This is a genomic window from Glutamicibacter sp. AGC84, assembly GCF_053543575.1.
In genome coordinates this window covers 245,686-268,325 of the sequence record NZ_JBLVOC010000020.1, presented here as the reverse complement: position 1 = coordinate 268,325, position 22,640 = coordinate 245,686, and the positions used below count along the sequence as shown (strand labels likewise).

Here is a 22,640-nt window from a genome sequence, read left to right as displayed (position 1 = left end):
ATCGTTGCACGCCAGTTCGCTTAACCACGGGTACTACTTCTTGGAAGTCAGCTTCTTCCACCGGGCGCCCAAGCCCCAGCGGGTGACATTCCACATTGCTTCGAACACAATGTTGCCGCTCATCTTCGACGCGCCCAGTTCGCGCTCTACGAAGGTCACGGGAACTTCAACGATCGTCTTGCGCAGCATGGCCACGCGGAAGGTCATGTCCACCTGGAAGCCGTAGCCGCGCGACTCAACGGCGTCAAAATCGATTGCTTCCAGGGTTTCGCGCTTGAAGGCGCGGTAGCCTGCGGTGATGTCGCGCAGAGGCAAGCCCAGCATGGTGCGCGAGTAGAAGCTGCCGCCGCGCGAGATGATCTTGCGCAGCATTGGCCAGTTCACGACTTCGCCGCCCTTGACCCAACGCGAACCGATTACGAGATCTGCGCCCGCGGCACTGGCTTCCAAAAGGCGTGGAAGCTGCTCTGGCATATGCGAGCCATCGGCATCCATCTCTACCAGTACGTCGTAGTCCCGAGCCAACGCCCATTCGAAACCTGCAATGTAGGCGGCTCCCAGGCCATCCTTGCCGGTACGGTGCAATACGTGGATATTCGAGTCCTCAGCAGCCATCTTGTCTGCTAGTTCTCCGGTGCCGTCAGGCGAGTTATCATCAACGATCAATACATCCGAGTCAGGAACTGCGGTACGCAAGCGTCCTACGGTCAGCGGGAGCGACTCCAGTTCGTTGTAAGTCGGAATGATTGTAATGACGCGCACGCGGCGGCACCTTTCTGGGTATACAACACAAAGCCTCTTTCCTGCTCGGCGTCGACTGCATGGCTTATGCAGGACACCGGGTCGAAAAGAGTTAATCCAAACTCAAAGTATAGTCATCATTTGCCAATCAGCGCGCTGGAGACACCGCATTAACGAACGATCCTCAGTGACTTCGGCCCTATTCTCCACGCCGAAAGGCACAGAGAATGTTATCTAAGGTCACTGAGGATCGTTGTTTAAATTGCGTAGTTTCCAACGCAATGCATGTGCATCTCGAAGAGGCGCTTAGACCAGCCTAGTGGGTACCCCACCTAGGCTGTCAACCATCAAATGACTTCACTCTTTACCTAGACACCACTAGTCAGGGCAAAATTTGCGAAATCATTCTGCTTATTGAGCATCTGTTTCGCTTTAAGCCGATTCGCTTGGCTCAAGGGTATTGAAAAGCGTGATTCCAGCGCGTACTGTACGCAGGCACTGCGGAATTTCCTCATCAACCACCGGAAGCATCGGAGTTCCAGCTCGTGCATCGGTACTCCAAGAACTGATTCGGACGTCCGGAGTTTGCACAGCAAGTTCAGAGGCAGTCCACACTGCAAAAGTCGCCGGCGCGCCGATCACGAGCTGCCCGGCGAACGGGTTCATCTCGCCCATGGCGCGATAGGTGGATCGGGTTTGAGCCAAGAAGGCCGCACGAGCCGAAATGCGAGCCTCAGCATTCGTCATGTTCATGCCGGCGCGAACAACCTGCCAGCCATCAACCTCGGTTACCGGAGCATCGGAGCCAAGCACCATTGGCACACCAGCCGAAAGCATGGCAGAGAGGTTGTTCATCGAAGCTGCGCGCTCCCCCAGGCGCTGCGCGTACATGCCGTTCGAGCCGCCCCACGCCTGGTCGAAGACCGGCTGCATCGAAACCATGATGGCGTACTTCAGTAAACGGGCCCGCGAGTCTTCATCAACCATCTCGACATGCTCCAGGCGGTGCCGGCACATCTGCAGCTTAGCTGCCCCAATCTGCTCAGCAGCCAGGTCAAAACCTGCCAACACCTCGTCCAGGGCGCCGTCTCCGATCACATGGAACGAGGCCTGGATCCCCCGGGAACTGCAAGCGACCAGGTGGGCCGCAATTTCGTCACGCTTCAGATACAGGGTGCCGCGTTCGCCCGGCTGATCGCTGTAGTCTTCGCGCAGGTACGCCGTGTGGCTGCCTAGCGAACCATCCACGCGAAGATCGCCACCCAAGCCCAGCACCTTTCCCGTTGGGAAGGATGCGACCAGCTCCTGGGCGATGTCTGCATCGCTAACCAGTTCGCCCCAGTAGGCATGGACTTGCGGCAGTTCAGGGTTGTCGATGGCCAGCAACTGCTCCAGCGCCTCTCGGCCCTCAATATGCGGAGCCGCCATCTCCACAACGCTGGCGAAACCACGCGAGGCGTAGTGCTCCAATGCCAGGCGCTGGTATTCCTGTTCGGCCTTCTGCGTATTGGTGAGTGCTTCACGCACGGCGTCGTGATCCGCACCAGAAATGATGCCAGCGGCGAGGTGGCCCAGGTCCAGCAGATCCAGCAGTTCCCGATTGACCAGGGCACTGTGCACATCGCGACGCGCCAGGTAATAGCCGCGGCCTTCCGCGGCACTGGTCAGGTCGGTTTCCGCGGGCAGCTGCTGGTCAGCCCAGTTCGAGTTGTCCCACCCCTGAGCCAGGACCAGCTTGGTCGATTTCTGCGCCTGCTCGGCGACGAGGGAAAGCAGCGAAGAAGCCGAGGTTGCTGCACCCAAATCGGCTCCCGAAAGGGTGCGGCCCAAGGCGGCAAGGTGCGTGTGGGATTCGACGAACGCCGGGGTAATCAAACCACCATTGAGGTCGATCACTTCGTCGACGGCAGACGCGTGGCGCTCGGCTGCGTCCTCGCCACCCAACCATGAAATGGTGTCGCCGTCCACCACCATTGCGGTAGCAAATGGATCGGCCGCCGAGTAGATGGACCCGTTTCGGTAGAGTGTTTTTGCCATCAGCGTCTCCCTTTTCTCGTGCACTGGCTATTAAGTTTTTCTGCTTGACCTGCTGGCTAGTCCAGCACGTTCGAGTAGGCCACTACACCGCGCTTGATCTGGTCTACTGCCTTGTAGGCATTGCGAACCAGCAATGGCGGAAGGTCGCTATTCTTTGCGAACTGGTCCAAGGTGTCGATGACCTGCTTGGCCCAGCGCACGAAGTCACCCGGTGCCAGGTCGGTACCGCGCAGCGCGCTGTTCAGGCTCGAACCGCGGGCCCACTTGTACATTGGCCAGATCAAACCGGATTCCGGTGGAGCGGTCGGGTCAAGGCCCAAGGCCTCTTCAGCGTCCGATAGCTCGCCCCAAATCTTGATGGTGCTATTCCAGATGTCATCGATCTTGCCCGTTGGCATCTTCGGGTCGGCACGGTCCCCGTCGCGGCGTGCCTGGTAGACCAGACTGGCGACAACCGCGCAGAGTTCTTCCGCATTGAGCTGCGTGAGCTTGCCGGTCTCCAGGATCTGGCTGGTGAGCAGATCTCGGTCGCCATAGATGCGGCGCAGGCGGCGGCCCGAGTCGGTCAGCGCGAAATCTTCGCCGCCCTCGGAAGGCACGAGGTATTCGAACTGCTCGAGCACTTTGCAGACCTTGTCGAACTGCGTGGCAATGGTATTGGTTCGCCCGCGGATGGCGCGACGGGCCTTGTCCGTGTCCTTCTTCAGTTTCCAGTACCTGTCGGCCCAGCGCATGTGCTGGTCCTTTTCCGAGCAGGCGTGGCAAGGATGGTCCTTGAGCTCCAGGCGCAGCGCGTTGATTTCACGCTCGAAGGAATCCGAGCCCTCGAAATCGAAGCTCTGTGCGTCCTGGCGTGGAGGACGCGACTCGTAGATCGCGTTGCGCAAGGATGAAGCAAGGTCCCGGCGCTCCTTCGGCGTGCGCCCGTTGAACCCCTTGGGAATCTTGATCCGCGAAATGATCTGCACTGGACCGTTGAGGTCTTCCACCGAGAGCCGGCGAAGCTGCGCTTCTTCGGTCAGGACGGTGTGTCGCGGGTTGTACATGGCCTGATCAAGCTCGACGACCACGGCGCGGCCGAAGCGGCGGCCACCTGGCAGGTCCACCACGTCGCCGCGGATCACGGCCTGCAGGGACTGCTCAGCTGCCGAACGGCGCTCGTGGCGGCGGTCCTTCGCAGCGTTCTTCTCGACCTGGGCCAGGTTTCGTTGGAGTTTCAGGTACTCGGTGAAATCTCCGAGATGGCATTCCATCGACTTGGCGTAGCCGGCCAGGGATTCTTCCTTGGAACGCACCTGGCGCGCCATGCCCACCACGGAACGGTCCGCCTGGTACTGGGCAAAGGAGGTTTCGAGGATTTGACGCGTCTGCTCACGGCCAAACTGCGCCAGCAAGTTGGTGGACATGTTGTAGGTCGGACGGAACGAGGAATTCAGCGGATAGGTACGCTTCGAAGCGAGTCCTGCCAAGGATTCCGGTTCCAGGTCGGGGTTCCAGACAACAATCGAATGGCCCTCGACATCAATGCCGCGGCGCCCGGCACGGCCGGTGAGCTGGGTGTACTCCCCCGAAGAGATCTGCACGTGGGATTCGCCGTTGAATTTGACGAGTTTTTCCAGCACGACCGAACGTGCTGGCATGTTCACTCCCAAGGCCAGGGTCTCGGTTGCGAACACCACCTTGATCAGGTTGCGCGCAAAGAGGTCTTCAACGATTTCCTTGAAGATCGGGAGCAGGCCGGCGTGGTGGGAAGCGAAGCCGCGAACCAGACCATCGCGCCAGGACCAGAATTCCAGCACGTCCAGGTCTTCGCTGGGGATCCGGTAGGCGACTTCATCCAGCGCTTGCGCGATCTCGGCGGCTTCTTCATTGGTCGTCAGGCGCAGGTCAGCCATGGCGCACTGCTGCACTGCCATATCGCAGCCCTTGCGGGAGAAAATGAAGAAGATAGCTGGCAGCAGAGCAGCACGGTCAAGCTTCCCGATAACCGCCGGACGGTTGATGCGGTGCCCCATGCCGGAACTGCGCTGGGGGCCACGGCCGCCGCGACCCCGGCCGCGCTGCACTCGGCCGCCAGGGCTGTGGGAGCGTACGAGTTTTCGCAGTTCGGGGTTGACCGAGGCCTTTGAATCGTCTTCAGCCACCTTGTCGAAGGCTACGTCTTCGGCAAACAGGTCCACCACGTTAGGGCCGACCATGACGTGCTGGAAGAGCGGCACCGGGCGATGCTCGGAGACGATGACATCGGTCTGGCCCCGGACGGTATCCAACCAGCCACCGAATTCCTCGGCGTTGGACACGGTTGCCGAGAGTGAAATGATCTGCACGTTGGACGGCAGATGGATGATGACTTCTTCCCATACGGAACCACGGAATTTATCGGCGAGGTAGTGGACCTCATCCATGATCACGTAGCCCAAGCCGTCGAGGGTCTGGGAATCCGCGTACAGCATATTGCGCAGCACTTCGGTGGTCATGACGACGATCTGCGCTTCGGAGTTGATGGAGGTGTCGCCGGTCAGCAACCCGACCTTCTGCGCTCCATAGCGATTGACCAGTTCCGAATACTTCTGGTTGCTCAGCGCCTTGATGGGCGTGGTGTAGAAAGCCTTGCGGTTCTCGCCTAGAGCCTGGTAGATGGCGTATTCGCCAACAACAGTTTTTCCGGCGCCGGTGGGCGCAGCGACCAGTACGCTGTGCCCTTCTGCGACCTTCTGGCAAGCTTCGGCCTGGAATGGATCCAGGTCGAAGGAGATGCTTGCCCGGAATTCAGGAAGTGCAGTGCCGTTTTCGACCTGCCGTGCCTTGGAATTCGCGTAGCGTTCCGCGGGTGAAGTCACTTGTGGTCGTTCACTTTCTTGCCCTGGTTCAGAGCTGGGATTTAGGTTCGTCAATCGAGCTAGGGGTTTCAATGCCAGAAGTTTCACCAGCTGCTAGGCGTTCATTCTCGGCTTCCCGTGCCGCCAGCTTCTTTGCGCGCTTCTTGTCGTTGAAGTGGCAGATCAAGGTGGCAACGGCGAAGGTGAGGAACAACGGTCCAGCCAGCGCGAACATCGTGATTGCATCGCCGCCTGGTGCTGCCATAGCTGCAACCAGGGCGATGAGGAAGACGGTGATACGCCAGTTCTTCAAGATGAGCTTGGCTGGCAGGACGCCGACCATGTTCAGGCCAACCATCAGTACAGGTACCAGCATGGCCAAGCCGAATGCCAGGAGCAGGCGGAAAATAAACGGCAGGTACTCGGAAATGTTCAGCAGGTTATCCGAGTTCTCCGGCGACAGGCTAATGAAGAATTCCAGCGCAAACGGAAGAACGAAGTAGGCCATCGCCACGCCGCCGAGGAAGAGCGGAACCGCGGCTGCTACGAAGCTGTAGCTCAAACGGCGCTCGTTCTTTTTCAGTCCCGGCACGATGAATGCCCACAGCTGGTAGAGCCACACCGGCGAGGAAACGATCAGGCCGACGAACAGCGCCACCTTGATCATGATGTCGAAGGGTGACATCACCGCGGTGAACACTACCGAGCCGCCGGCAGCTTTCACGGGTGCGATCAGCAAGGCAAGCAGCCAGTCGTATACGAAGAAACCGGCTACCGTGCCCAATGTCAGCGCGATGAGCGACTTGAATAACCGGTTCCGTGCTTCAATCAGATGCTCTTTGAGAGCCATCCGACCTTCTGCGTCCTTGGCCCGCTTCTTTTTGCTGCGCGGGTTCTTGTCTTTATTTGTTGCCACTGAAGAGGTCTAAGAGTTGTTCTTTTCGTTGGGGTTCGGATCATTGATGGTGCCATCAACGGTCTCAGATTTAGGATCATCATCCTTCATCTGGCGAACCTCGGACTTGAAAATGCGCAGCGACTGGCCCATCGAGCGAGCCAAGCCTGGAAGCTTTGGAGCGCCGAAAAGCAGCAGTGCAAGCACAATAATGATGACCAAATGCCATCCCTGTAAGCCACCCATGTGGATTCCCTTCTCTCTATCTAAAGTCTACGTCAGAACAAGCCAAGATCGCGCATGTTCTGAGCTTGGCCGCGCTGTGCGCGACGTGCGACGCGGCGAACTCGACGCGCCTCGATTCTTTCAGCTTTGCCCTTATCGCGAAGCTTTTTGATCTTCTCCGGATCCGCGTGCGTGGCATCGGTTCCGTGCGGGTAGCGACGAGGGTTCGCAGCGTACTCGACGACGGTGCCCTCCTGGCTTAAACCGGCGCTGATGTGATCCGCAGCGTCGCCCAGGCCCTCGACGACCGCCATTCCCCGTTTGAACAAACGGAAGCCGGCAAGTGCCGCAACAAGTATTGTCGCCAAAACGAGCACAGTCCACAAAAGTACCCAAAACCACCAAGGAAGCATCTATTAATCCTCATACATTGCGATAGCCTCGTCCAACCAGTTCACTACCTGTTCGCGCGTAGCGTCAGGAGAGACCACAGTCAGTTTACCGCTATGGCGAGCCACGAGCGGCGCAGCTACCTGGTGATCCGAGAACCGGACGTTGGCCAGATACCCGGTACCGACCTTTCCCGTGGACCAGGAAAGAGGATGGAAAGCTTCGATAACCGGCAAGATCTCGGCGTCTACATAGACCATGACCTCTAAGTCATCGTCGCTGGAGGCATACCGGATCTGGACATCTTGCTGGTCTTCATGCCGAGCCGCCAGCTCGAATTGTTCACCGGCAGTTTCCACACTTAACATCCGGTCCACCCGGAAAGTTAATAGGCCCTGGCGCTTTCGGCACCAAGCCCGCAGGTACTGCACCGCTCCGTCTTCAATGAGCCGGATCGGTTCCACATCGCGAACCTGGTGAGTTCGCGAACGGGCCGAGTAGTAATCGATGCGCACGACGTCTTGGGAACGAATCGCCTGAATCAGCTGCTGCGGAATATCGTTCTCGCGCGCCTTGGACAGTGCGAAGCCCAGCGCCCCGCTCCAGCCGTCAAAACGGGCCACCGCGGAATTCACCTTGGCCAGTGCCGCGTCGAGCACCTGCTGGTGCTCGAACTCGGGAATGCTTGCCAGGGCGTTGAGCCCGCCGAGCACGGCTACAGCTTCCAGCGGCGCCAGCTTCTGCGGCTCGGCCAGCAGGGCTGCATTGGAGATCGTAACGGTATCGGATTCAACGTCGCCGTCATTGACGTTGATCAGTTCGTCATGCTGGCCGTACGGGACACCGCACATCATGATCATGGCCAGCTCTTCACGAACCTTGGCAACGCTCATGGAGTAGCGTTCTGCCAGCGCTTCGATTTCTACGGCACCATGGGCGTGCACATACTGGATCATGTCGATATTTCGCATGACCTGAGTTGTGGTGGTGCCACGGCCGGTGGCGCGATGCGGACGGAACTTCACCTCTGCGTAGGCATCCTGGTTGCCCTGGCTGGTCTGGGAGCTGCGCGCGTCGCGCAGGATCCGGCGCACCTGGGCCACCAGCTCGGAGGGTCCCAGGACTTTCACGGTCGGACCATAAGCTGCCAGCTGCTGGGCAAATGAATGCGGATCCGCATAGCCGATCTGCAGCTCGTCCTGATCGCTGCGGCCATTTACTGCCTGGGCGCGCAGCGGGATTGCTTCATCGCCCAAGAGCCGCACCGTTGCCACCAGTCCCGGATTCTGCAGGTCGAAATCCTGCAAGACCTGGGTCATGTCGAAATCCTGGGGGCGGGCGTGGTAGTGCCCGTCGGCGTTAGCGCCGCCATGCCGGTAATTCGTGAACTTGCCTTGAACCCGCGAGAGGCGGAAGACACGGGTATCTTTCCGCGTGTGGTCATAGCCGGTGAAGTACCAGTTGCCGTAGCGCTGCCCGATCCCCCACACATCAACAATCCGTTCGCTCTGCGCACCGCCAGAGGACGTATAGGCGAACTTGAGCGTGTTGCGGTTGAAGACCGCCAGGGCGCATTCGCGGAAGTTCGGTTCATCCATGGAAAGGCGTGGGACCAACGAGCCGGCCAACGGAGCGACCGGCGAGGCCACGCCATCATGGCCGGTGACTCGGGCCGCGGCATTGAGCCCCAATGACTGGAGCTTGGTGTCTTTCCAAAGGCTCGCGGCCAATGCGACCAGGCCGGCTTCTGCGGGGCTGAATTCCACCGGCGGCAAGAACCACTCGGTCGTGTCGATGCTGTAGTACGTAACATCGTCGATTACTTCTTTGTCCAGCTGCAGCCCGAAGTCATTGCGGATATCGTCCTTGAGACGATCCAGCGCCTTCTCTCGGGTCTCCTTGGTACCGCCTGGCACCAAATAGGAACCAATGCGGTCGGCGTTGAACTTCCGTGATTTAGTTGCCAGCGCATAGATGAGGCTGGTCAGGCGTTCTGCCTTGCTGGGTCCCGGGGATTGCTTTGTGCTCACGTGCCTAGACTAACCAACTTTCGCCGATAAGGATGACTTCTGGGACAGCAATGGCCCCGATTATTTAATCGGGGCCATTGCCAGCACTTGGAATTACTTGGTGCCCATCAGATCCACAACGAAAATCAGTGCTTCGTTAGGCGCAATGGCGCCTGGGGCGCCACGCTCGCCGTAGGCCAGGTGCGATGGGATATCCAGTCGGCGACGGCCGCCGACCTTCATGCCCAGCAGGCCCTGGTCCCAGCCCTGGATAACCATTCCGACACCCACGGGGAAGTCGAGGGTCTGCCCGCGGCCCCAGGAAGAGTCGAACTCTTCGCCGGTGGACCAGGCAACGCCTACATAGTGCGCTTCAACGGTGGTGCCTGGGGTGACCTCGGCGCCGGTTCCCTCGACCAGGTCGGTGATGACCAGTTCTTCAGGAGCGTCGGTGCCCGGGAAATCGATCTCCGGCTTGGTGCGGTCGTAGTTGCGTTCTCCGAACGACATAGTCACGGCCTTTCTGTTACTTGCTTTCGCTTACCTTGTCTAATTCTACGTAGAAGACCAGTGGTCCTGCAGGACGCCCCTGGGCTTCAGCAGTTTCACCGTAGGCCAAGTCCGTTGGGACAGTCAGCAAGACCTTGCTGCCTTCCTTCAGGCCCTGGAAGCCCTGCAGCCAACCCTGGATGACTCCGCCGGCCATATCGGCTTCGAAGCCTTCTTCGTTGCCGAAGTTGCCGTCGAACTTCTTGCCATCTTCCCAGCGCACGCCGTGGTAGTGGGCAGTGACCTTGGACGCTTCTCCAACGGCTGGGCCGTCGCCTTCTTCAAGGACGTCCACTGCCAGGCCTGCCGGGGCTTCGGTGTCCTTGGGGATGGTGATCTGCGGATCGCCCTTGCCGGTCTTCACGGTGGGGAGCTTGCCGTCGTCCTTGAGCTGCTGGACTTCTTCCTTGCCCATCGTCTGGCTAGGGCTCTTGGAGTCCGCAATCTTGATCACGATCAGCCGTTCGGCACGCGAGCCTTCGGCCGGTTCGGCGATGGACCCGTCCGGCTGCTGAACGCCTTCGATGGCTGCGTAAGCGATCCAGTCGCCAATCTGGGACTTCAGCAGGGTTTCGTAGAGCTCGGGCATCTGCTCCTTGAGCGTCTCGTCAACCTTCATGGGAGCCGGATCAGCAGTGAAGTTCTCATTGGTCAGCAGGCCGTCGATGGTCTTGTACAGGCCCGACTGGATCTGGATGGTGTCGCCTTCCTTGATGTCGGAACCCTCGCCCTCCACCACGGTGACTGCTTCTGACTTTTCGGTCAGGAGCGGCGCATCGAATTTGACCTCAGGTGCGGTCTTGCTATCTTCTGCTGGCTTGACGTCGATGCCGCTCAGGGATGACGAACCCGAACCGCAGGACGCCAGGGCAAGGATGGACGCGGTGGCGCATACTGCCAAAACTTTTCGCACGAATCTTCTTTCCGGTTGGACTAGCTGGTCATGCATTGCGGGCTTGCACAGGGCAAGGGCCGTAATGATCTGCGTCCAGCTTAGAGGTTTTTGCTGTGTAAATACTTGTTTCCAGCTAGCTAAAGCTGCTGGCCCATCAGCTCAATGAGCTCGTCAATCTGTGAATTGGTGGTTGCGAACGGGTCCTTGCACAGCACAATTCCGCCCGGGCCATCCTCATACTTCATGTGGACCCAATCGGCGCTATAGCGTCGCCCATTGGCGCGGGCGGCGCGAATGAATTTGCTTCGCAGTGCCGCGCGTGTCGTGGCTGGCGGGTTGTTCACAGCCTGATTGATTTCAGCGTCGGAGACGACTGCGCTGGCCAGGCCGCGGCGCTTGAGCAGGTGGAACAGGCCGCGCTGCGGGTCGATGTCATGGTAAGTCAGGTTCAGCTGCGCGATCCGTGGCGCCGAGAGCTCCAGGGAGTTCTTCTGGGCATAGCCCGTGAGCAGCTTGTGCTTGATCGCCCAGTCGATGTCCCGGTCGATCAGCGAGAAGTCCTGGCTTTCCACTGCGTTCAGCGTGCGTTCCCACAATTCCAGGACGGTATCCACCTGGTCGTGGTGCGCGCCGTGGCGGGCGATGAATTCCTTGACGGATTCGAAGAGGATCCACTGGATCTGCAGTGCGGTCGGTTCGTCGCCGCCCATGAGCCGCACCACGGTCTGGCCAGTGAAATCGTGGGAGATCTGGCGGATGGAGCGAATCGGGTTTTCCAGTCGCAGATCGTGGTAGATTTCGCCGGATTCGATCAGGCGCAGCACCAGGTCGGTGGCGCCGATCTTCAGCATCTGGGTGGTTTCGCTCATCGACGAGTCGCCCACTATGACATGCAGCCGGCGGTGGTACTCGGCATCGGCGTGCGGCTCATCGCGGGTATTGATGATCGGACGCGAGCGCGTTGTGGCCGAGGAGACCCCCTCCCACATGTGATCGGCGCGCTGGGAGAAGACGTACTTGGTCTGCTCTTCATCGGTGATCAGATGCCCGGCACCGCACAATAGCTGGCGGGTGACGAGGAAAGGGATGAGCATGTCAGCGAGGCGCTTGAACTCGATTTTGCGTGGAATCAGGTAGTTCTCGTGGCAGCCATAGGAGTTCCCGGCGGAGTCCACATTGTTCTTGAACATGTAGATCCGGCCTTCGTGGCCTTCCTCGGCCAGCTGGTCCTCTGCCTGGTCAACGAGGTCCAGCATGAACGCCTCCCCTGCGCGGTCGTGGGCGATCAGCTGCTTGAGCTGGTCGCATTCCGCGGTGGCGTACTCCGGGTGCGAGCCCACATCCAGGTAGAGGCGCGAGCCGTTCTCCAGGAACACATTCGAACTGCGCCCCCAGCTGACTACCGGCTTGAACAGGTGCCGTGCGGCATCCTCCGGGGTGAGCCGGCGCCCATCCGACGGGACATAATTCAGCCCGAATTCGGTTTCCAGACCAAAGATTCTGCGATCCACGCGAAGCTACTTCCCCTCAACTGCGGTTCCGCCACATTGGCCAGAACACGACTTCCAAAGCTGTGTGCCCGTTGGGGCTTACTGGCCGCCCTTTTGCACGAATCCGCGGACGAACTCTTCAGCGTTGGATTCCAGCACCGAGTCGATCTCGTCCAGCAGGTCATCCACGCCGGCGGACTGGCCGGTGGTGTTCACCTGGACCTGTTCCGTTTCGGCCTGCTGGTTCTGGATGCTGCGGCGGGCCGAGAAGCTTTCCTGAGTCATCGTTTTCTCCTAAGTCGTCGTGAATCCCGGAATTACGCGCCGAGACTCATACCTATTCTGCGCCGATTAGCGACGCCTGGCCAATTCGTCGATAAATTCCGCAATCTCCAGCTGCGTGTCGAACAGCTCGCCAACCTGCGCACGGGTTCCGCCCAGCGGTTCGGGCATGTGGAAGCGGCTGATCTTGCGCGCCCCGGGGACGGCGAAGGACAACGCATCCCAGTTCGCTGCGACCACGTAGGGCGCATAGCGCTGCAGGGTCATGCCGCGCAGGTAGGCCCGGGTATCTTCCGGCGGGCTGGCCACGGCTTGGTTGATCTCCTGCTGGCTGAAGATCCTCTGGATGGCCCCGCGTTCGGCCATGCGGTAGTACAAGCCCTTGTCGGTCCGCAAATCAGCCCATTGCAGGTCCAGCATCGCCACGCGTGGATCGGACAGCTCAAGCTGGTGGCGCTGGGCGAAGCCGTTGACCAGCTGGTATTTGGCGATCCAGTCAATCTGGTCTGCCGCGTCCATCGGGTCGCGCTCGAGCAACTCCAGGATCTGCGCCCAACGGCTGAGGATCTCGGTGGTGTCCGGATCATCAATGCCGCGTGCCGCACAGTAGTTTTCTGCCGCATGCAGGTAATGGCGCTGGATTTCAATGGCGGTGAGCTGGACCCCGCCGCGCAACCGCACCTTGGCCTTCAGGGTGGGGTCGTGGCTGATTTGCTGCAAGGCCAGGACCGGCTCGACCAGTTCCAGCTGCGGGGCCATCCCCGCTTCGATCAGCGAGAGCACCAAGTTGGTGGTGCCCACGCGCAGCAGGGTGGAGATCTGCCCGAGGTTCGCATCCCCGATGATCACGTGCAGGCGGCGGTACTTGTCCCAGTTCGCGTGCGGTTCATCGCGGGTGTTGATGATCGGGCGGTTGATCGTGGTTTCCAGGCCCACTTCCGCCTCGAAGAAGTCGGCACGCTGGGAGACCTGGAAGGCGGCGCGCTCGTTGAGCATGCCCTGGCCCACCCGGCCGGCACCGCAGAAGATCTGCCTGCTGGCAAAGAACGGGGTGAGCCCGCGGACAATCGAAGAGAACTCGATGCCGCGCGGCATCAGGTAGTTCTCATGCGAGCCGTAGGAGACCGACTTGTTATCGGTGTTGTTCTTGTACAGCAGCAGTTCCCCGCTGCCCATGCGCTGGGCGGCGGCCGCGGCGCGGCGCATCACTTCATCGCCGGCTTGGTCCCAGAGCACCGCATCACGCGGGGTCATCGATTCGGGGCTGGAGTATTCCGGGTGGGCGTGGTCGACGTACAGGCGTGCGCCGTTGCCCAGGACCATGTTCATCACGACATCCGTGGATTCCTTCTCCTGGTAGAGCGTTGAACCCAGATGCGCGTCGTTGCCATCCAGCGCAATGGATTCGGCGGTCCAGATGCCCTCGTCGTCCAGCCCCGGCTCCAGGTCGGTCAGCTGGCTCGGATGCGCTTGGGCCCGGTCCATGGCGAATCCGCGCGCATCTTGCAGCGGGGATTCGTCGCTGTAGTCCCAGCGTGCTGCCTTGGCCGCCGAATCCTGCTCGGCGACCAATTGCGCGTAGGCGTCAACGATCTGCGCCGAAAGCACCGTGGCGTTGGCCTTGGGCATGTTCGGGCGGATAATTCCGTATTCGGTTTCCAGGCCGACCAGCCGACGTGCGCTCATTTGCCGGCCTGCTGCTGGACCAGGGAACGGATGTTGCTGATCCGCTCGCCCTTGCGGCCGGAAATCCGGGCCCAATCATCGGGGTTGGTGGTGTTGGGCATGTCTTCGTGCTCGGCGAACTCCTCGCGCACCGCACGCAGCAGGTACTCCATTTTCAGTCCGCGTTCGTTCTGCGTAATCAGCGCCTTGATGGCATGCTTCTTGGCGCGGTCCACGATGTTGTGGATGACCGCGCCCGAGGCGAAGTCCTTGAAGTAGAGCACTTCGATGGCACCGGTAACATAGGTGACTTCGAGGAATTCGTTGATCCGCTCGGTGGAGTACATTGCCTGGACGGCTCCGCGGATCATGCGCGCTATGGTGGCGCCGGCATCCCCGGCATCGGCATCGAGCTCATCGGCATGCAGCGGCAGTTCGGTCGTCAGGTACTTGCTGAAGATTTCTGTGGCGCCCTCGGCATCGGGACGGCGGATCTTGATCTTGACATCCAGGCGTCCCGGACGCAGGATCGCCGGGTCGATCATGTCCTCGCGGTTGGACGCGCCGATGACAATCACGTTATCCAGGCGCTCTACGCCGTCAATTTCGGCCAGCAGCTGCGGCACGATGGTGGTTTCCACATCCGAGGAGACACCGGTGCCGCGGGTACGGAACAGCGCTTCCATCTCGTCGAAGAACACCACCACCGGATCTCCATGCAGCGCCTTCTCCCGGGCGCGGGCGAAGATCAGGCGGATGTGCCGCTCGGTTTCGCCCACGTACTTGTCCAGCAGCTCCGGACCCTTGATGTTCAGGAAGTAGCTGCGGTTGCTGGCCCCTTCCTTGCGCTCGACGACGCGCTGGGCCAGGGAGTGCGCCACCGCCTTGGCGATTAGGGTCTTGCCGCAGCCCGGAGGGCCGTAGAGCAGGATCCCCTTTGGCGCGCTCAACCCGTGTTCGCGGTACAGCTCAGGGTGGGTGAAGGGCAGCTCCACCGAGTCCTTGATGGCTTCGATCTGCGAGTTCAGCCCGCCAATGTCCGAGTAGGCAATGTCCGGGACTTCCTCGAGCACCAGGGACTGCATGTCGGTGAGCTGGACGCGGGATACCGCCATGCCCGAACGCGAATCGATGGCCAGCTGGTCGCCCACGCGCAGGTGCATCTCGCGCAGCGGGCCAGCGAGTTCAACGACGCGCTGGTCATCGGCACGGGCCATGACTACGGCGTGGTGATTTTCCAGCAGTTCCTTGACCGTGACCAGTTCACCGGTCTCTTCGAATCCCAGGGCCGCGACGATCACCAGTGCTTCATTGAGCAGCACCTGCTGGCCGATGACCAGCTTGTCGAAATCCATCAGCGGGCTGACGGCCACGCGCATCTTGCGCCCGGAGTAGATGACATCTGCGGACTGGGCGCCGGTGGATTCGATGCCGAGCCCGGGTTCGGGGTGCTTGCGCGGGTGCTTGGCCACGATGGTGCCGTGGCTGAAGGGAGTGTCCCCGTCTTTTTCCAGCGCCGACTTCAGGTTGATGATCTGCTCGCGGGTGGTTTCCAGCAGGGCCACCAGGCGCTTGTTATTGCCGCTGATCCCGGCGAGTTGCTTGTCGAGGTTGCGATTCTTGTCGCGCAGCACGTTGACCTGGCGTTCGGTCATCTGCAGCCGCTCGGCCAATTGTTCTGCCTCGCGATTATCGTTCACGTTCCAACCTCCAACATCCAACGTCACCGGGGCGGTTCGTGCGCCCTGATGAGGTTTTTTCCGGTGCTTGGCGCACCGTCTTGCTTCCATCCTAGGAACTGAAGGCCCCGAGTGCAGAACACTCGGGGCCCAATGTCACATAATGAGACGCAATATCTCAATATATGGTTGCAGCTCAGGCTTCGCCGCCAGCGCCTTCGGCGTCTTCTTCAGCGGCACGCACGCGCACGGACTGGTTGGCATCGCGGGCGGCCCGGCGCAGCTTCTTATCCGACAAGCCGCGCTCGCCCAGTGCTTCAGGGGTCCACTCGCCGTCGGCGTGATCGCGCGTCCATGCGCTCAGGTCCTCATCGGAGTACGAGTGCTCCTTGATGCGCTTGGCTTTCGGGATGCCATCGGCGGAATCGGCCAGACGGCGGCAGGTGATCAGGAATGCGGTGTGCGCCACCATCCGGTGATCCGGGCGGACAGCCAGGCCGTCGACGTGCCAGCCGCGCACCAGGGTTTCGAAGCACTCTGGCTCGGTGAACTGGCCCGAAGCACGGATGGCCTCGACCACGCGGGACATCTGGGTCACCGAGGACACGTAGTTGGTCCACACGCCGCCCGGCGCCAGCACGGTAGCTACCGCATCCAGGCATTCCCAGGGGCTGAGCATGTCCAGGACCACGCGGTCGATGCTGCCCGGTGCTTCCAGCTCGACGACCCTGTCCTGGAAGTCGCCGATGGAGATCTGCCACGATGGGTGCTCGCCACCGAAGACGGTGGAGATGTTGCCGCGGGCGATATCGGCGAATTCCTCGCGTCGCTCGAAGGAGTGCAGGAAGCCCTCATCGCCGACCGCGCGCAGCAGCGAGATGGACAGCGCGCCGGAACCGACACCGGCTTCGACGACGCGCGCGCCCGGGAAGATGTCGCCGAACTGCACGATCTGCGCGGCATCCTTCGGGTAGACCACGGTGGCGCCGCGCGGCATGGAGAGCACGAAATCCTTGGCCAGCGGGCGCAGGGCCTGGTAGCGGAAGCCGTCGATATTCTCGATGACCGAGCCTTCGGGCAGGCCGATGATGGCCTCGTGCGGCAGCACGCCCTTGTGCGTGTGGAACTCTCCACCGTGCTGCAGGGTGATGGTGTTGATCCGGCGTTTCTCGTCGGTCAGCTGCACGCGGTCGCCGACACGGAAGGGGCCGCGACGGGCTGCCGCGCCGTGCGGCGCCTGGCTCTTAGCTTCGCTCACTGATGTGATCCTTTTCTTGGTGCTTTTCAGTCTGTATAGAGTTTACTTGCGGCGTCCGGTGACGGCGTTGACGATCTGCCGCTGGTGCAGCAGGCCCACCACCTGCCCGGTGGCGCTGATCACCGCGTATTCGACGCTGTCCACGCTGGCCAGGTAGTCGATCAGTGCGCGGCCATCGGAATCCTCAGCCACGATCGCGCCCTGGCCCAGGGCACGGGATACGGCCAAGGCCGGAACCTGGGCCGCCTGGTTCGGGTCCACCCGGGACAGCGCCTGCGCATCGATGACCCCGACCGGCATCCCTTTCGGGTCGACCAGGATGATCTCTCCCCCGCGCGCGTTCTGGCGGGAGAGCACGTCGGCTACGGTTGCGTGCGAAACCATGGCCGAAGCCGGGCGCATCAAGTCGGTGGCGATCACGGTGGGCAGGTTCAGCATCATCTTGGAGTGCGCAATCAGCTGCGTGGTGGCTTGCCACATGAACATCGCCACCATGATGCCGACCACCACCGTGATGATCTGGGGCTGCTCGCCGCGTACCAGAGGATAGATCACGAAGTAGAAGACCAGGCCCACGGCGATTGCCCGGCCCACCCAGCTCGAAGCGATGGTGCCCTTGAACTGGGATCCGGTGGCCTTCCAGACGATCGACTCGACCAGCCGCCCGCCATCGAGCGGAAGCCCGGGCAGCGCGTTGAAGGCGCCGAGCAGCAGGTTGGCATAGACGAAGAAGTCCAGCAGCAGGTTCGGGTACACGCCCATGGCCGCGTTCTCGATCACCAGCCAGCCGATTCCGGCCAGCAGGAAGTTCGACAGCGGTCCGGAGAGTGCCACCCAGAGCGAGGCGCCGGGCTTGGCCTTGAAGGAACCGAACTGGGTGTGCCCGCCCATCAGCGTCAACACGATGTGCGCATCGGGCCACTTGAAGGCGCGCGCGGTCATCGCATGCGCGACCTCATGGATCAGCACGGCCACGGCAATAGCCACCGCGCAGGCCAGGCCCATCAGGTAGGCGTTCAGCGGTGGGATGATTCCGCCGCGCGAAAGCTGGATGCCAACGCTGAAGGTGATGACCGCGGTGATGATGAACCACGAGCTGGAGAGGTAGACCGGGACGCCGCCGATACGCCCCAGCTTGATTCCAGGGGACTTTTCCTGAGTGTCGCTCACGCGCTAACCTGCACCAACCATCGAGTCATTTCATGTACATCCACGGATGCCAAGGTGTCGATCCGGCGCCAATTGCCTTCGCCCGGGTCGGTGGCGTTGGGGACCAGCACCGCATGCAGCCCGGCCGCGGACGCCGAGGCGATGCCCGGCACGGAATCCTCGAAACCAATGCACCTGGCTGCTTCCAGTTCTTTCCCGGTGCACTGGCCAAGCAGCTGCAGTCCAGCCAGATAAGGTTCCGGGTGCGGCTTGCCGTTGGCGACCTCTTCACCGGTAACGCTGGCCTGGAAGGTGCCTTCGGGGATGCTGAGCATCAGTTCATCGACGATGCTGCGCTCGGACATGGTCACCAAAGCCTGCGGGATGCCTGCCTGCTTGCACGCCGCGAGCAATTCGCGGGCTCCTGGCCGCCAGGGGATCTCGCGGCGGATGCCGGCAACCACCCGGGCAGAGAGCCAGTCGATGATCTCGCGGATCTCCAGCTTCACCCCGGCCTGCTGCAGGGCCCGGGCGCCATCTGGCAAGGCGTTGCCGACCAGGGCCAGGCCTTGTTCATGGCTCCATGAGCCGCCATGGGAAGCCACCAGCTCAGCTTCGGCAGCCAGCCAATAGGGTTCGGTGTCGATCAGCGTACCGTCCATATCCCACAGGACAGCTTGCGGGGTTGCGGGCTCGGTTCCGGCGGCAAAGTCAAAACTGGTGCTTGGCATGAGTCCATTCTAGATGGAAGAGTGGGGCTAAGCCGCTTCGGCGAGCCACGCCGAGAGCATCGAGTGCTGCCAAGGAGTCTTCAATGAACGAGGAATACCACGCCCCGACGCTGAATAGCTATATCGCCAAGACCCAGCATGAGATTCGCCCCACCATCGTCTTGGCTGCCTTCGAGGGGTGGAACGACGCCGGTTCGGCGGCCACGGACGCCGTCCGCCTGCTGCTCGAGTCCAACGCCCATGAGCATGTGGCCACCGTGGGCGAGGACGATTTCTACGACTACCAGTTCACCCGGCCCAAGACCCGGCGCACCGGGACAGGGCGCGTAGTGGACTGGCCGTGCACCGAGATCTTCAAGATCCATTTGCCCCAGGCGGCCGCCGATCTGCTGGTGGTGCTGGGTGTCGAGCCGACATTCAAATGGCAGACCTTCTGCTCGCGGATCATCAAGGTGGCCCAATCCCACAATGCCCATGCCGTGCTCACCCTGGGCGCCTTGCTGGCCGATGTGCCGCATACCCGGCCGGTGCCGACCTCGCTGGCCAGCGACGATCCGCGGTTCCAGGAGCACCTGAGAATCAGCGCCTCCACCTACGAGGGGCCCACCGGAATCCCCTCGGTGCTCGGCGTGGAGTTCGAACGGTACGGGATCCCGAGCCTGTCGCTGTGGGCGCAGCTCTCCCACTATGTTGCGCAGTCCCCCAGCCCGCGGGTGCAACTGGCCATCATCGAGCTGCTGGAGGAAGTCATCCCGGTCTCCGTGCCGGACCAGAAACTGCGCGAGGATGCGCTGGCCTGGAAGCATGGGGTCGATGAGCTCGCGGCAGCGGATCCGGATGTGGCCAAGTACGTTGAACAGCTGGAGCAGGCAACGGACACCAGCGAGCTTCCCGAGGCCAGCGGCGAGTCCATTGCCCGGGAATTCGAACGCTATCTGCGCCGCCGGGGAAAGTACCGCAAAGACAGCCCGGGGTCCGACTTCGATATCTGAAGCCGGACCCCGGGATGCTTGGCGCGGTGCTGCCTAGAGCTTGAGCCCCAGCAGCGCGTCGATGCCGTGGCGCAACGCTTCGGCGCCGTCGCCATTCGAGCCGGCCGGCTGGGCAGCCCACCGGTCGAGTGCCTCCAGCGCGGACGGCGCATCGATGTCATCGGCCATGTGCTTGCGGATGCTTTCCACTACCTTGGCTGCGTCCTCGGTGCTGGTGGTGGCCAAGGCCTGGCGCCAGGCAGCCACCCGCTGCTGGGCTGCGGCCAGCAATTGCTCGGTCCAGAACCAGTCGCTGCGGTAGTGCTGGGAGAGCAGTACGGCGCGGATCGCTACCGGCTCGACGCCAGCTTCGCGCAGTTTGGAAACCAGCACCAGGTTGCCCAGGGACTTGCTCATCTTTTCGCCGTCCAGGCCCACCATGCCGGTGTGCACGTAGGTCTGCGCGAGTTCCGCGTTATCGCCAGCAGCTGCGTGGGCCGCGGAGAACTCGTGGTGCGGGAAGATCAGGTCCGAGCCGCCACCTTGGACGGTGAAGGGGGCCGGCAGGGTCTTGCGGGCAATCACCGAGCATTCGATGTGCCAGCCCGGGCGGCCGGCACCGAGCTTGCCGCCATCCCATGACGGCTCGCCCTCGCGGGCGGCACGCCACAGCAGCGGGTCAAGCGCATCGCGCTTGCCGGCACGATCCGGATCCCCGCCGCGTTCGGCGAAGAAGCCGAGCATGGTCTGGCGGTCGTAGTTCGAAACGGCGCCCAGTTTCCAGGCATCGTTCTGGGCGGCCAGGGTGTCGAAGTACACGTCGCCTTCCACCCCATCGGCACCAGCTGGCACACGGTAGGCCAGATCCGCATCGAGCAGCTGCTCGACCACCGGGACCAGCCAGTGGATGGATTCCACCGCGCCGATGTAGTTCTGCGGCGGAATGACGTTCAGGGCTTCCATGTCGTCGCGGAAGAGCTGGATCTGCGACTCGGCCAGTTCGCGCCAATCGACGTTGGTTGCTGCGGCGCGTTCGAGCAGCGGGTCGTCCACGTCGGTGATGTTCTGGGTGTAGGCCACGGTGCGACCGGCATCGCGCCAGGTGCGCTGCACCAGGTCGAAGGTGACATATGTGGCGGCGTGGCCCATATGGGTGGCGTCATAGGGGGTGATACCGCAAACGTACATGCTGGCCGGCGCAATAGCTTCATCCGCTGGCGCAGTGGCCTGTCGGGCTCCGGTGGCGGTATTGAAAAGTTCCAGTGTTGGTGCTGAACCAGCCACCTGAGGTACCTCAGGGTTATTCCACGCGTGCACTTATGGACATCCTTTCGCAGATGCGACGTATTTCTTCCTTTAACTCCAAGTGAAGCAAGGCGAGGTTTATTCCCGTTAACTGCAAAATGCCCGTGAAGCAGTCCACGGACATCTTGGAAAACCTGGATCAGGCGGCTATCAAGCCCAATCCCAGAGCGACGAACAGCGCCAGGCCCAGCAGGATGCGGTACCAGACGAAGAAGCGGTAGGAGTGGGTGGAAACGAACTTCAGGAACCAGCCCACAATCAGGAAGCCGACAACGAAGGCCACGACGGTAGCGACACCGGTCTGCGCCAGGGTGTAGACACCTGGTTCGTCGAAGGACTTCACCAGCTTGTACAGGCCCGAGGCGAACACCGCCGGGATCGCCAGCAGGAACGAGTAGCGGGCTGCGGCTTCACGGGTGTAGCCCATGAGCAAACCTGCGGTGATGGTGCCGCCCGAACGCGAGACGCCCGGAATCAAGGCCATGGCCTGGGCGAAGCCGTAGAAGATGCCGTGCTTGACGGTCAGCTTGTCCAAGGTGCGCTGCTGCTTGCCGAAGTGGTCGGCGATGGCCAGGATCAGGCCGAAGACCACCAGCATGGTCGCAACAATCCACAGCGAACGGAAGTTCGTGTCGATGTAGTCTTCCAGCAGCAGGCCCAGGATCGCGATCGGCAGGGAGCCGATAATGATCAGCCAGCCCATCTTGGCATCCGGATCCGAATGCGGGATCTTGCCGGCCAGTGCCTTGCACCAGGCGCCGATGATCCGCACGATGTCACGCCAGAAGAAGACGATCACTGCGGTTTCGGTACCCAGCTGGGTAATGGCGGTAAATGCCGCTCCGGGGTCTTGGGCGTTGGGCAGGAGTTCGCCAACGATACGCAAGTGGGCTGAGGACGAGATCGGGAGGAACTCGGTCAGGCCCTGGATCAATCCTAGGAAAGCTGCTTCAAACCAATTCACCCCTCGACATTACTTCACCGATTGCGACTATCCGGACTCAGAAACACGGAATGGGAAAAATTCACTCCGTGGTCGTACTCACGCATCATCCGAGGGTATGGTGAAGGGCAATAACTCGGAATACTGATCGTAGAGGGCGTCTTCATAGTCTTCGAAGGCATCGGCCAGCGCGCCAAAAGCCGCGTCGACGGATGCCTCGCCAGCACCGCGGCTCTGCGACACAATTGCCAGGTGCTGCTCCAGGCGTGCAATAAATGCTTGCAGTGCAAAACTCGGTTCAGTACTCATAGCATGAGGCTACAACGCACGGCGTTCTTTAGATAGGGGGCAGGATGCTCGAAGAAAGAATTAAGCCACCGCTGCATCATCCCGATGACCAGCGCTTTGAATACCTGGTCATAACTTCTTTCCCGGGCGAACCAAAGCATGTCGCCCGCGCAGCCCTGCGGGAGCACGCCGATAACGGCAAATGGGAGCTCATGCGCACCTGCCGCTATGAAGGCGGCGCCCAAAAGTACTGGCTGCGCCGCCGGGTGATGCGCATTCGCAGCACCCTGGCTCCCTGAACCGGCAACTGGGCACATGG

General features: G+C 61.4%; 21 protein-coding genes. 2 read left to right on the top strand and 19 right to left on the bottom strand.

Annotated elements, in window-relative coordinates; translation table 11 throughout:
* Positions 1-33: 33 nt before the first annotated feature.
* The 16 genes from ACNPN0_RS13725 to ACNPN0_RS13650 all read right to left on the bottom strand — a co-directional run bounded on the left by ACNPN0_RS13725 (position 34) and on the right by ACNPN0_RS13650 (position 18,814).
* Entirely contained in the window at positions 34-762 is a 729-nt protein-coding gene (locus ACNPN0_RS13725; protein ID WP_105657847.1) for a polyprenol monophosphomannose synthase, read from the bottom strand.
* A 411-nt stretch (positions 763-1,173) separates the two neighbouring features.
* Positions 1,174-2,778 (bottom strand): amidohydrolase family protein, encoded by a 1,605-nt coding sequence (locus ACNPN0_RS13720; RefSeq protein WP_434690448.1) that lies wholly within the window; start codon positions 2,776-2,778, stop codon positions 1,174-1,176.
* Between the two features lie 56 nt (positions 2,779-2,834).
* Positions 2,835-5,618: a DEAD/DEAH box helicase gene (locus tag ACNPN0_RS13715; protein WP_434690445.1), complete on the bottom strand. Its 2,784-nt coding sequence runs from the start codon at positions 5,616-5,618 to the stop codon at positions 2,835-2,837.
* A gap of 28 nt (positions 5,619-5,646) precedes the next feature.
* Positions 5,647-6,513 carry a twin-arginine translocase subunit TatC gene (tatC, locus tag ACNPN0_RS13710; protein WP_105657844.1) on the bottom strand — a complete coding sequence of 289 codons (867 nt, stop codon included), beginning with the start codon at positions 6,511-6,513 and terminating at the stop codon, positions 5,647-5,649.
* A gap of 9 nt (positions 6,514-6,522) precedes the next feature.
* Positions 6,523-6,738, bottom strand: a complete 216-nt coding sequence (gene tatA, locus ACNPN0_RS13705; RefSeq protein WP_105657843.1) for a Sec-independent protein translocase subunit TatA — start codon at positions 6,736-6,738, stop codon at positions 6,523-6,525.
* A 32-nt stretch (positions 6,739-6,770) separates the two neighbouring features.
* Complete coding sequence (locus ACNPN0_RS13700) at positions 6,771-7,031, bottom strand: hypothetical protein (RefSeq protein WP_133833372.1); 261 nt, start codon at positions 7,029-7,031, stop codon at positions 6,771-6,773.
* 102 nt (positions 7,032-7,133) lie between these two features.
* On the bottom strand, positions 7,134-9,137 hold the full coding sequence (locus ACNPN0_RS13695) for a WYL domain-containing protein (RefSeq protein ID WP_434690443.1): 2,004 nt from the start codon (positions 9,135-9,137) through the stop codon (positions 7,134-7,136).
* Between the two features lie 93 nt (positions 9,138-9,230).
* Positions 9,231-9,626: an FKBP-type peptidyl-prolyl cis-trans isomerase gene (locus tag ACNPN0_RS13690; protein ID WP_013348985.1), complete on the bottom strand. Its 396-nt coding sequence runs from the start codon at positions 9,624-9,626 to the stop codon at positions 9,231-9,233.
* Positions 9,627-9,642: 16 nt separating this feature from the next.
* Positions 9,643-10,578, bottom strand: a complete 936-nt coding sequence (locus tag ACNPN0_RS13685) for an FKBP-type peptidyl-prolyl cis-trans isomerase (RefSeq protein WP_332728099.1) — start codon at positions 10,576-10,578, stop codon at positions 9,643-9,645.
* Positions 10,579-10,697: 119 nt separating this feature from the next.
* Positions 10,698-12,071 (bottom strand): Pup--protein ligase, encoded by a 1,374-nt coding sequence (gene pafA, locus ACNPN0_RS13680; RefSeq protein ID WP_434690440.1) that lies wholly within the window; start codon positions 12,069-12,071, stop codon positions 10,698-10,700.
* A gap of 78 nt (positions 12,072-12,149) precedes the next feature.
* Entirely contained in the window at positions 12,150-12,335 is a 186-nt protein-coding gene (locus ACNPN0_RS13675; protein ID WP_133833376.1) for a ubiquitin-like protein Pup, read from the bottom strand.
* Positions 12,336-12,401: 66 nt separating this feature from the next.
* Complete coding sequence (dop, locus tag ACNPN0_RS13670; protein ID WP_105657837.1) at positions 12,402-14,018, bottom strand: depupylase/deamidase Dop; 1,617 nt, start codon at positions 14,016-14,018, stop codon at positions 12,402-12,404.
* Positions 14,015-15,652, bottom strand: a complete 1,638-nt coding sequence (gene arc, locus ACNPN0_RS13665; protein WP_332498560.1) for a proteasome ATPase — start codon at positions 15,650-15,652, stop codon at positions 14,015-14,017. The genes dop and arc overlap by 4 nt, the downstream gene beginning before the upstream one ends.
* 220 nt (positions 15,653-15,872) lie before the next feature.
* Positions 15,873-16,934 carry a tRNA (adenine-N1)-methyltransferase gene (locus ACNPN0_RS13660; protein WP_133833378.1) on the bottom strand — a complete coding sequence of 354 codons (1,062 nt, stop codon included), beginning with the start codon at positions 16,932-16,934 and terminating at the stop codon, positions 15,873-15,875.
* Positions 16,935-16,976: 42 nt separating this feature from the next.
* Positions 16,977-18,104 (bottom strand): site-2 protease family protein, encoded by a 1,128-nt coding sequence (locus ACNPN0_RS13655; RefSeq protein ID WP_434690437.1) that lies wholly within the window; start codon positions 18,102-18,104, stop codon positions 16,977-16,979.
* Positions 18,101-18,814, bottom strand: a complete 714-nt coding sequence (locus ACNPN0_RS13650; protein ID WP_402734839.1) for an HAD family hydrolase — start codon at positions 18,812-18,814, stop codon at positions 18,101-18,103. Before ACNPN0_RS13650 ends, ACNPN0_RS13655 begins: the two co-directional genes overlap by 4 nt.
* Positions 18,815-18,897: 83 nt before the next feature.
* On the opposite strand from ACNPN0_RS13650, the gene ACNPN0_RS13645 reads away from it, so the two are divergent.
* The gene (locus tag ACNPN0_RS13645; RefSeq protein WP_332498551.1) at positions 18,898-19,806 is read left to right on the top strand and encodes a PAC2 family protein; all 909 of its coding nucleotides are present in this window, start codon (positions 18,898-18,900) and stop codon (positions 19,804-19,806) included.
* A gap of 33 nt (positions 19,807-19,839) precedes the next feature.
* Here ACNPN0_RS13645 and mshC read toward each other — a convergent pair whose 3' ends face one another.
* The 3 genes from mshC to ACNPN0_RS13630 all read right to left on the bottom strand — a co-directional run bounded on the left by mshC (position 19,840) and on the right by ACNPN0_RS13630 (position 22,342).
* On the bottom strand, positions 19,840-21,102 hold the full coding sequence (gene mshC, locus ACNPN0_RS13640) for a cysteine--1-D-myo-inosityl 2-amino-2-deoxy-alpha-D-glucopyranoside ligase (protein ID WP_434690435.1): 1,263 nt from the start codon (positions 21,100-21,102) through the stop codon (positions 19,840-19,842).
* A gap of 127 nt (positions 21,103-21,229) precedes the next feature.
* The gene (locus tag ACNPN0_RS13635; protein WP_332486266.1) at positions 21,230-22,054 is read right to left on the bottom strand and encodes an undecaprenyl-diphosphate phosphatase; all 825 of its coding nucleotides are present in this window, start codon (positions 22,052-22,054) and stop codon (positions 21,230-21,232) included.
* Between the two features lie 78 nt (positions 22,055-22,132).
* A complete protein-coding gene (locus ACNPN0_RS13630) occupies positions 22,133-22,342 on the bottom strand; it encodes a hypothetical protein (protein ID WP_105657829.1) in 210 nt (69 codons plus the stop codon).
* A gap of 44 nt (positions 22,343-22,386) precedes the next feature.
* On the opposite strand from ACNPN0_RS13630, the gene ACNPN0_RS13625 reads away from it, so the two are divergent.
* A complete protein-coding gene (locus ACNPN0_RS13625) occupies positions 22,387-22,620 on the top strand; it encodes a DUF5703 family protein (RefSeq protein ID WP_105657828.1) in 234 nt (77 codons plus the stop codon).
* Positions 22,621-22,640: the final 20 nt, after the last annotated feature.

Coding starts and splice junctions, on each gene's coding strand:
- ACNPN0_RS13625 (WP_105657828.1), top strand. CDS start 22,387: ATGCTCGAAGAAAGAATTAAGCCACCGCTGCATCATCCCGATGACCAG.
- ACNPN0_RS13690 (WP_013348985.1), bottom strand. CDS start 9,626: ATGTCGTTCGGAGAACGCAACTACGACCGCACCAAGCCGGAGATCGAT.
- arc (WP_332498560.1), bottom strand. CDS start 15,652: ATGACCGAACGCCAGGTCAACGTGCTGCGCGACAAGAATCGCAACCTC.
- ACNPN0_RS13645 (WP_332498551.1), top strand. CDS start 18,898: ATGAACGAGGAATACCACGCCCCGACGCTGAATAGCTATATCGCCAAG.
- ACNPN0_RS13720 (WP_434690448.1), bottom strand. CDS start 2,778: ATGGCAAAAACACTCTACCGAAACGGGTCCATCTACTCGGCGGCCGAT.
- dop (WP_105657837.1), bottom strand. CDS start 14,018: ATGAGCGCACGTCGGCTGGTCGGCCTGGAAACCGAATACGGAATTATC.
- ACNPN0_RS13650 (WP_402734839.1), bottom strand. CDS start 18,814: ATGCCAAGCACCAGTTTTGACTTTGCCGCCGGAACCGAGCCCGCAACC.
- ACNPN0_RS13700 (WP_133833372.1), bottom strand. CDS start 7,031: ATGGCGGTCGTCGAGGGCCTGGGCGACGCTGCGGATCACATCAGCGCC.
- ACNPN0_RS13630 (WP_105657829.1), bottom strand. CDS start 22,342: ATGAGTACTGAACCGAGTTTTGCACTGCAAGCATTTATTGCACGCCTG.
- ACNPN0_RS13675 (WP_133833376.1), bottom strand. CDS start 12,335: ATGACTCAGGAAAGCTTCTCGGCCCGCCGCAGCATCCAGAACCAGCAG.
- tatA (WP_105657843.1), bottom strand. CDS start 6,738: ATGGGTGGCTTACAGGGATGGCATTTGGTCATCATTATTGTGCTTGCA.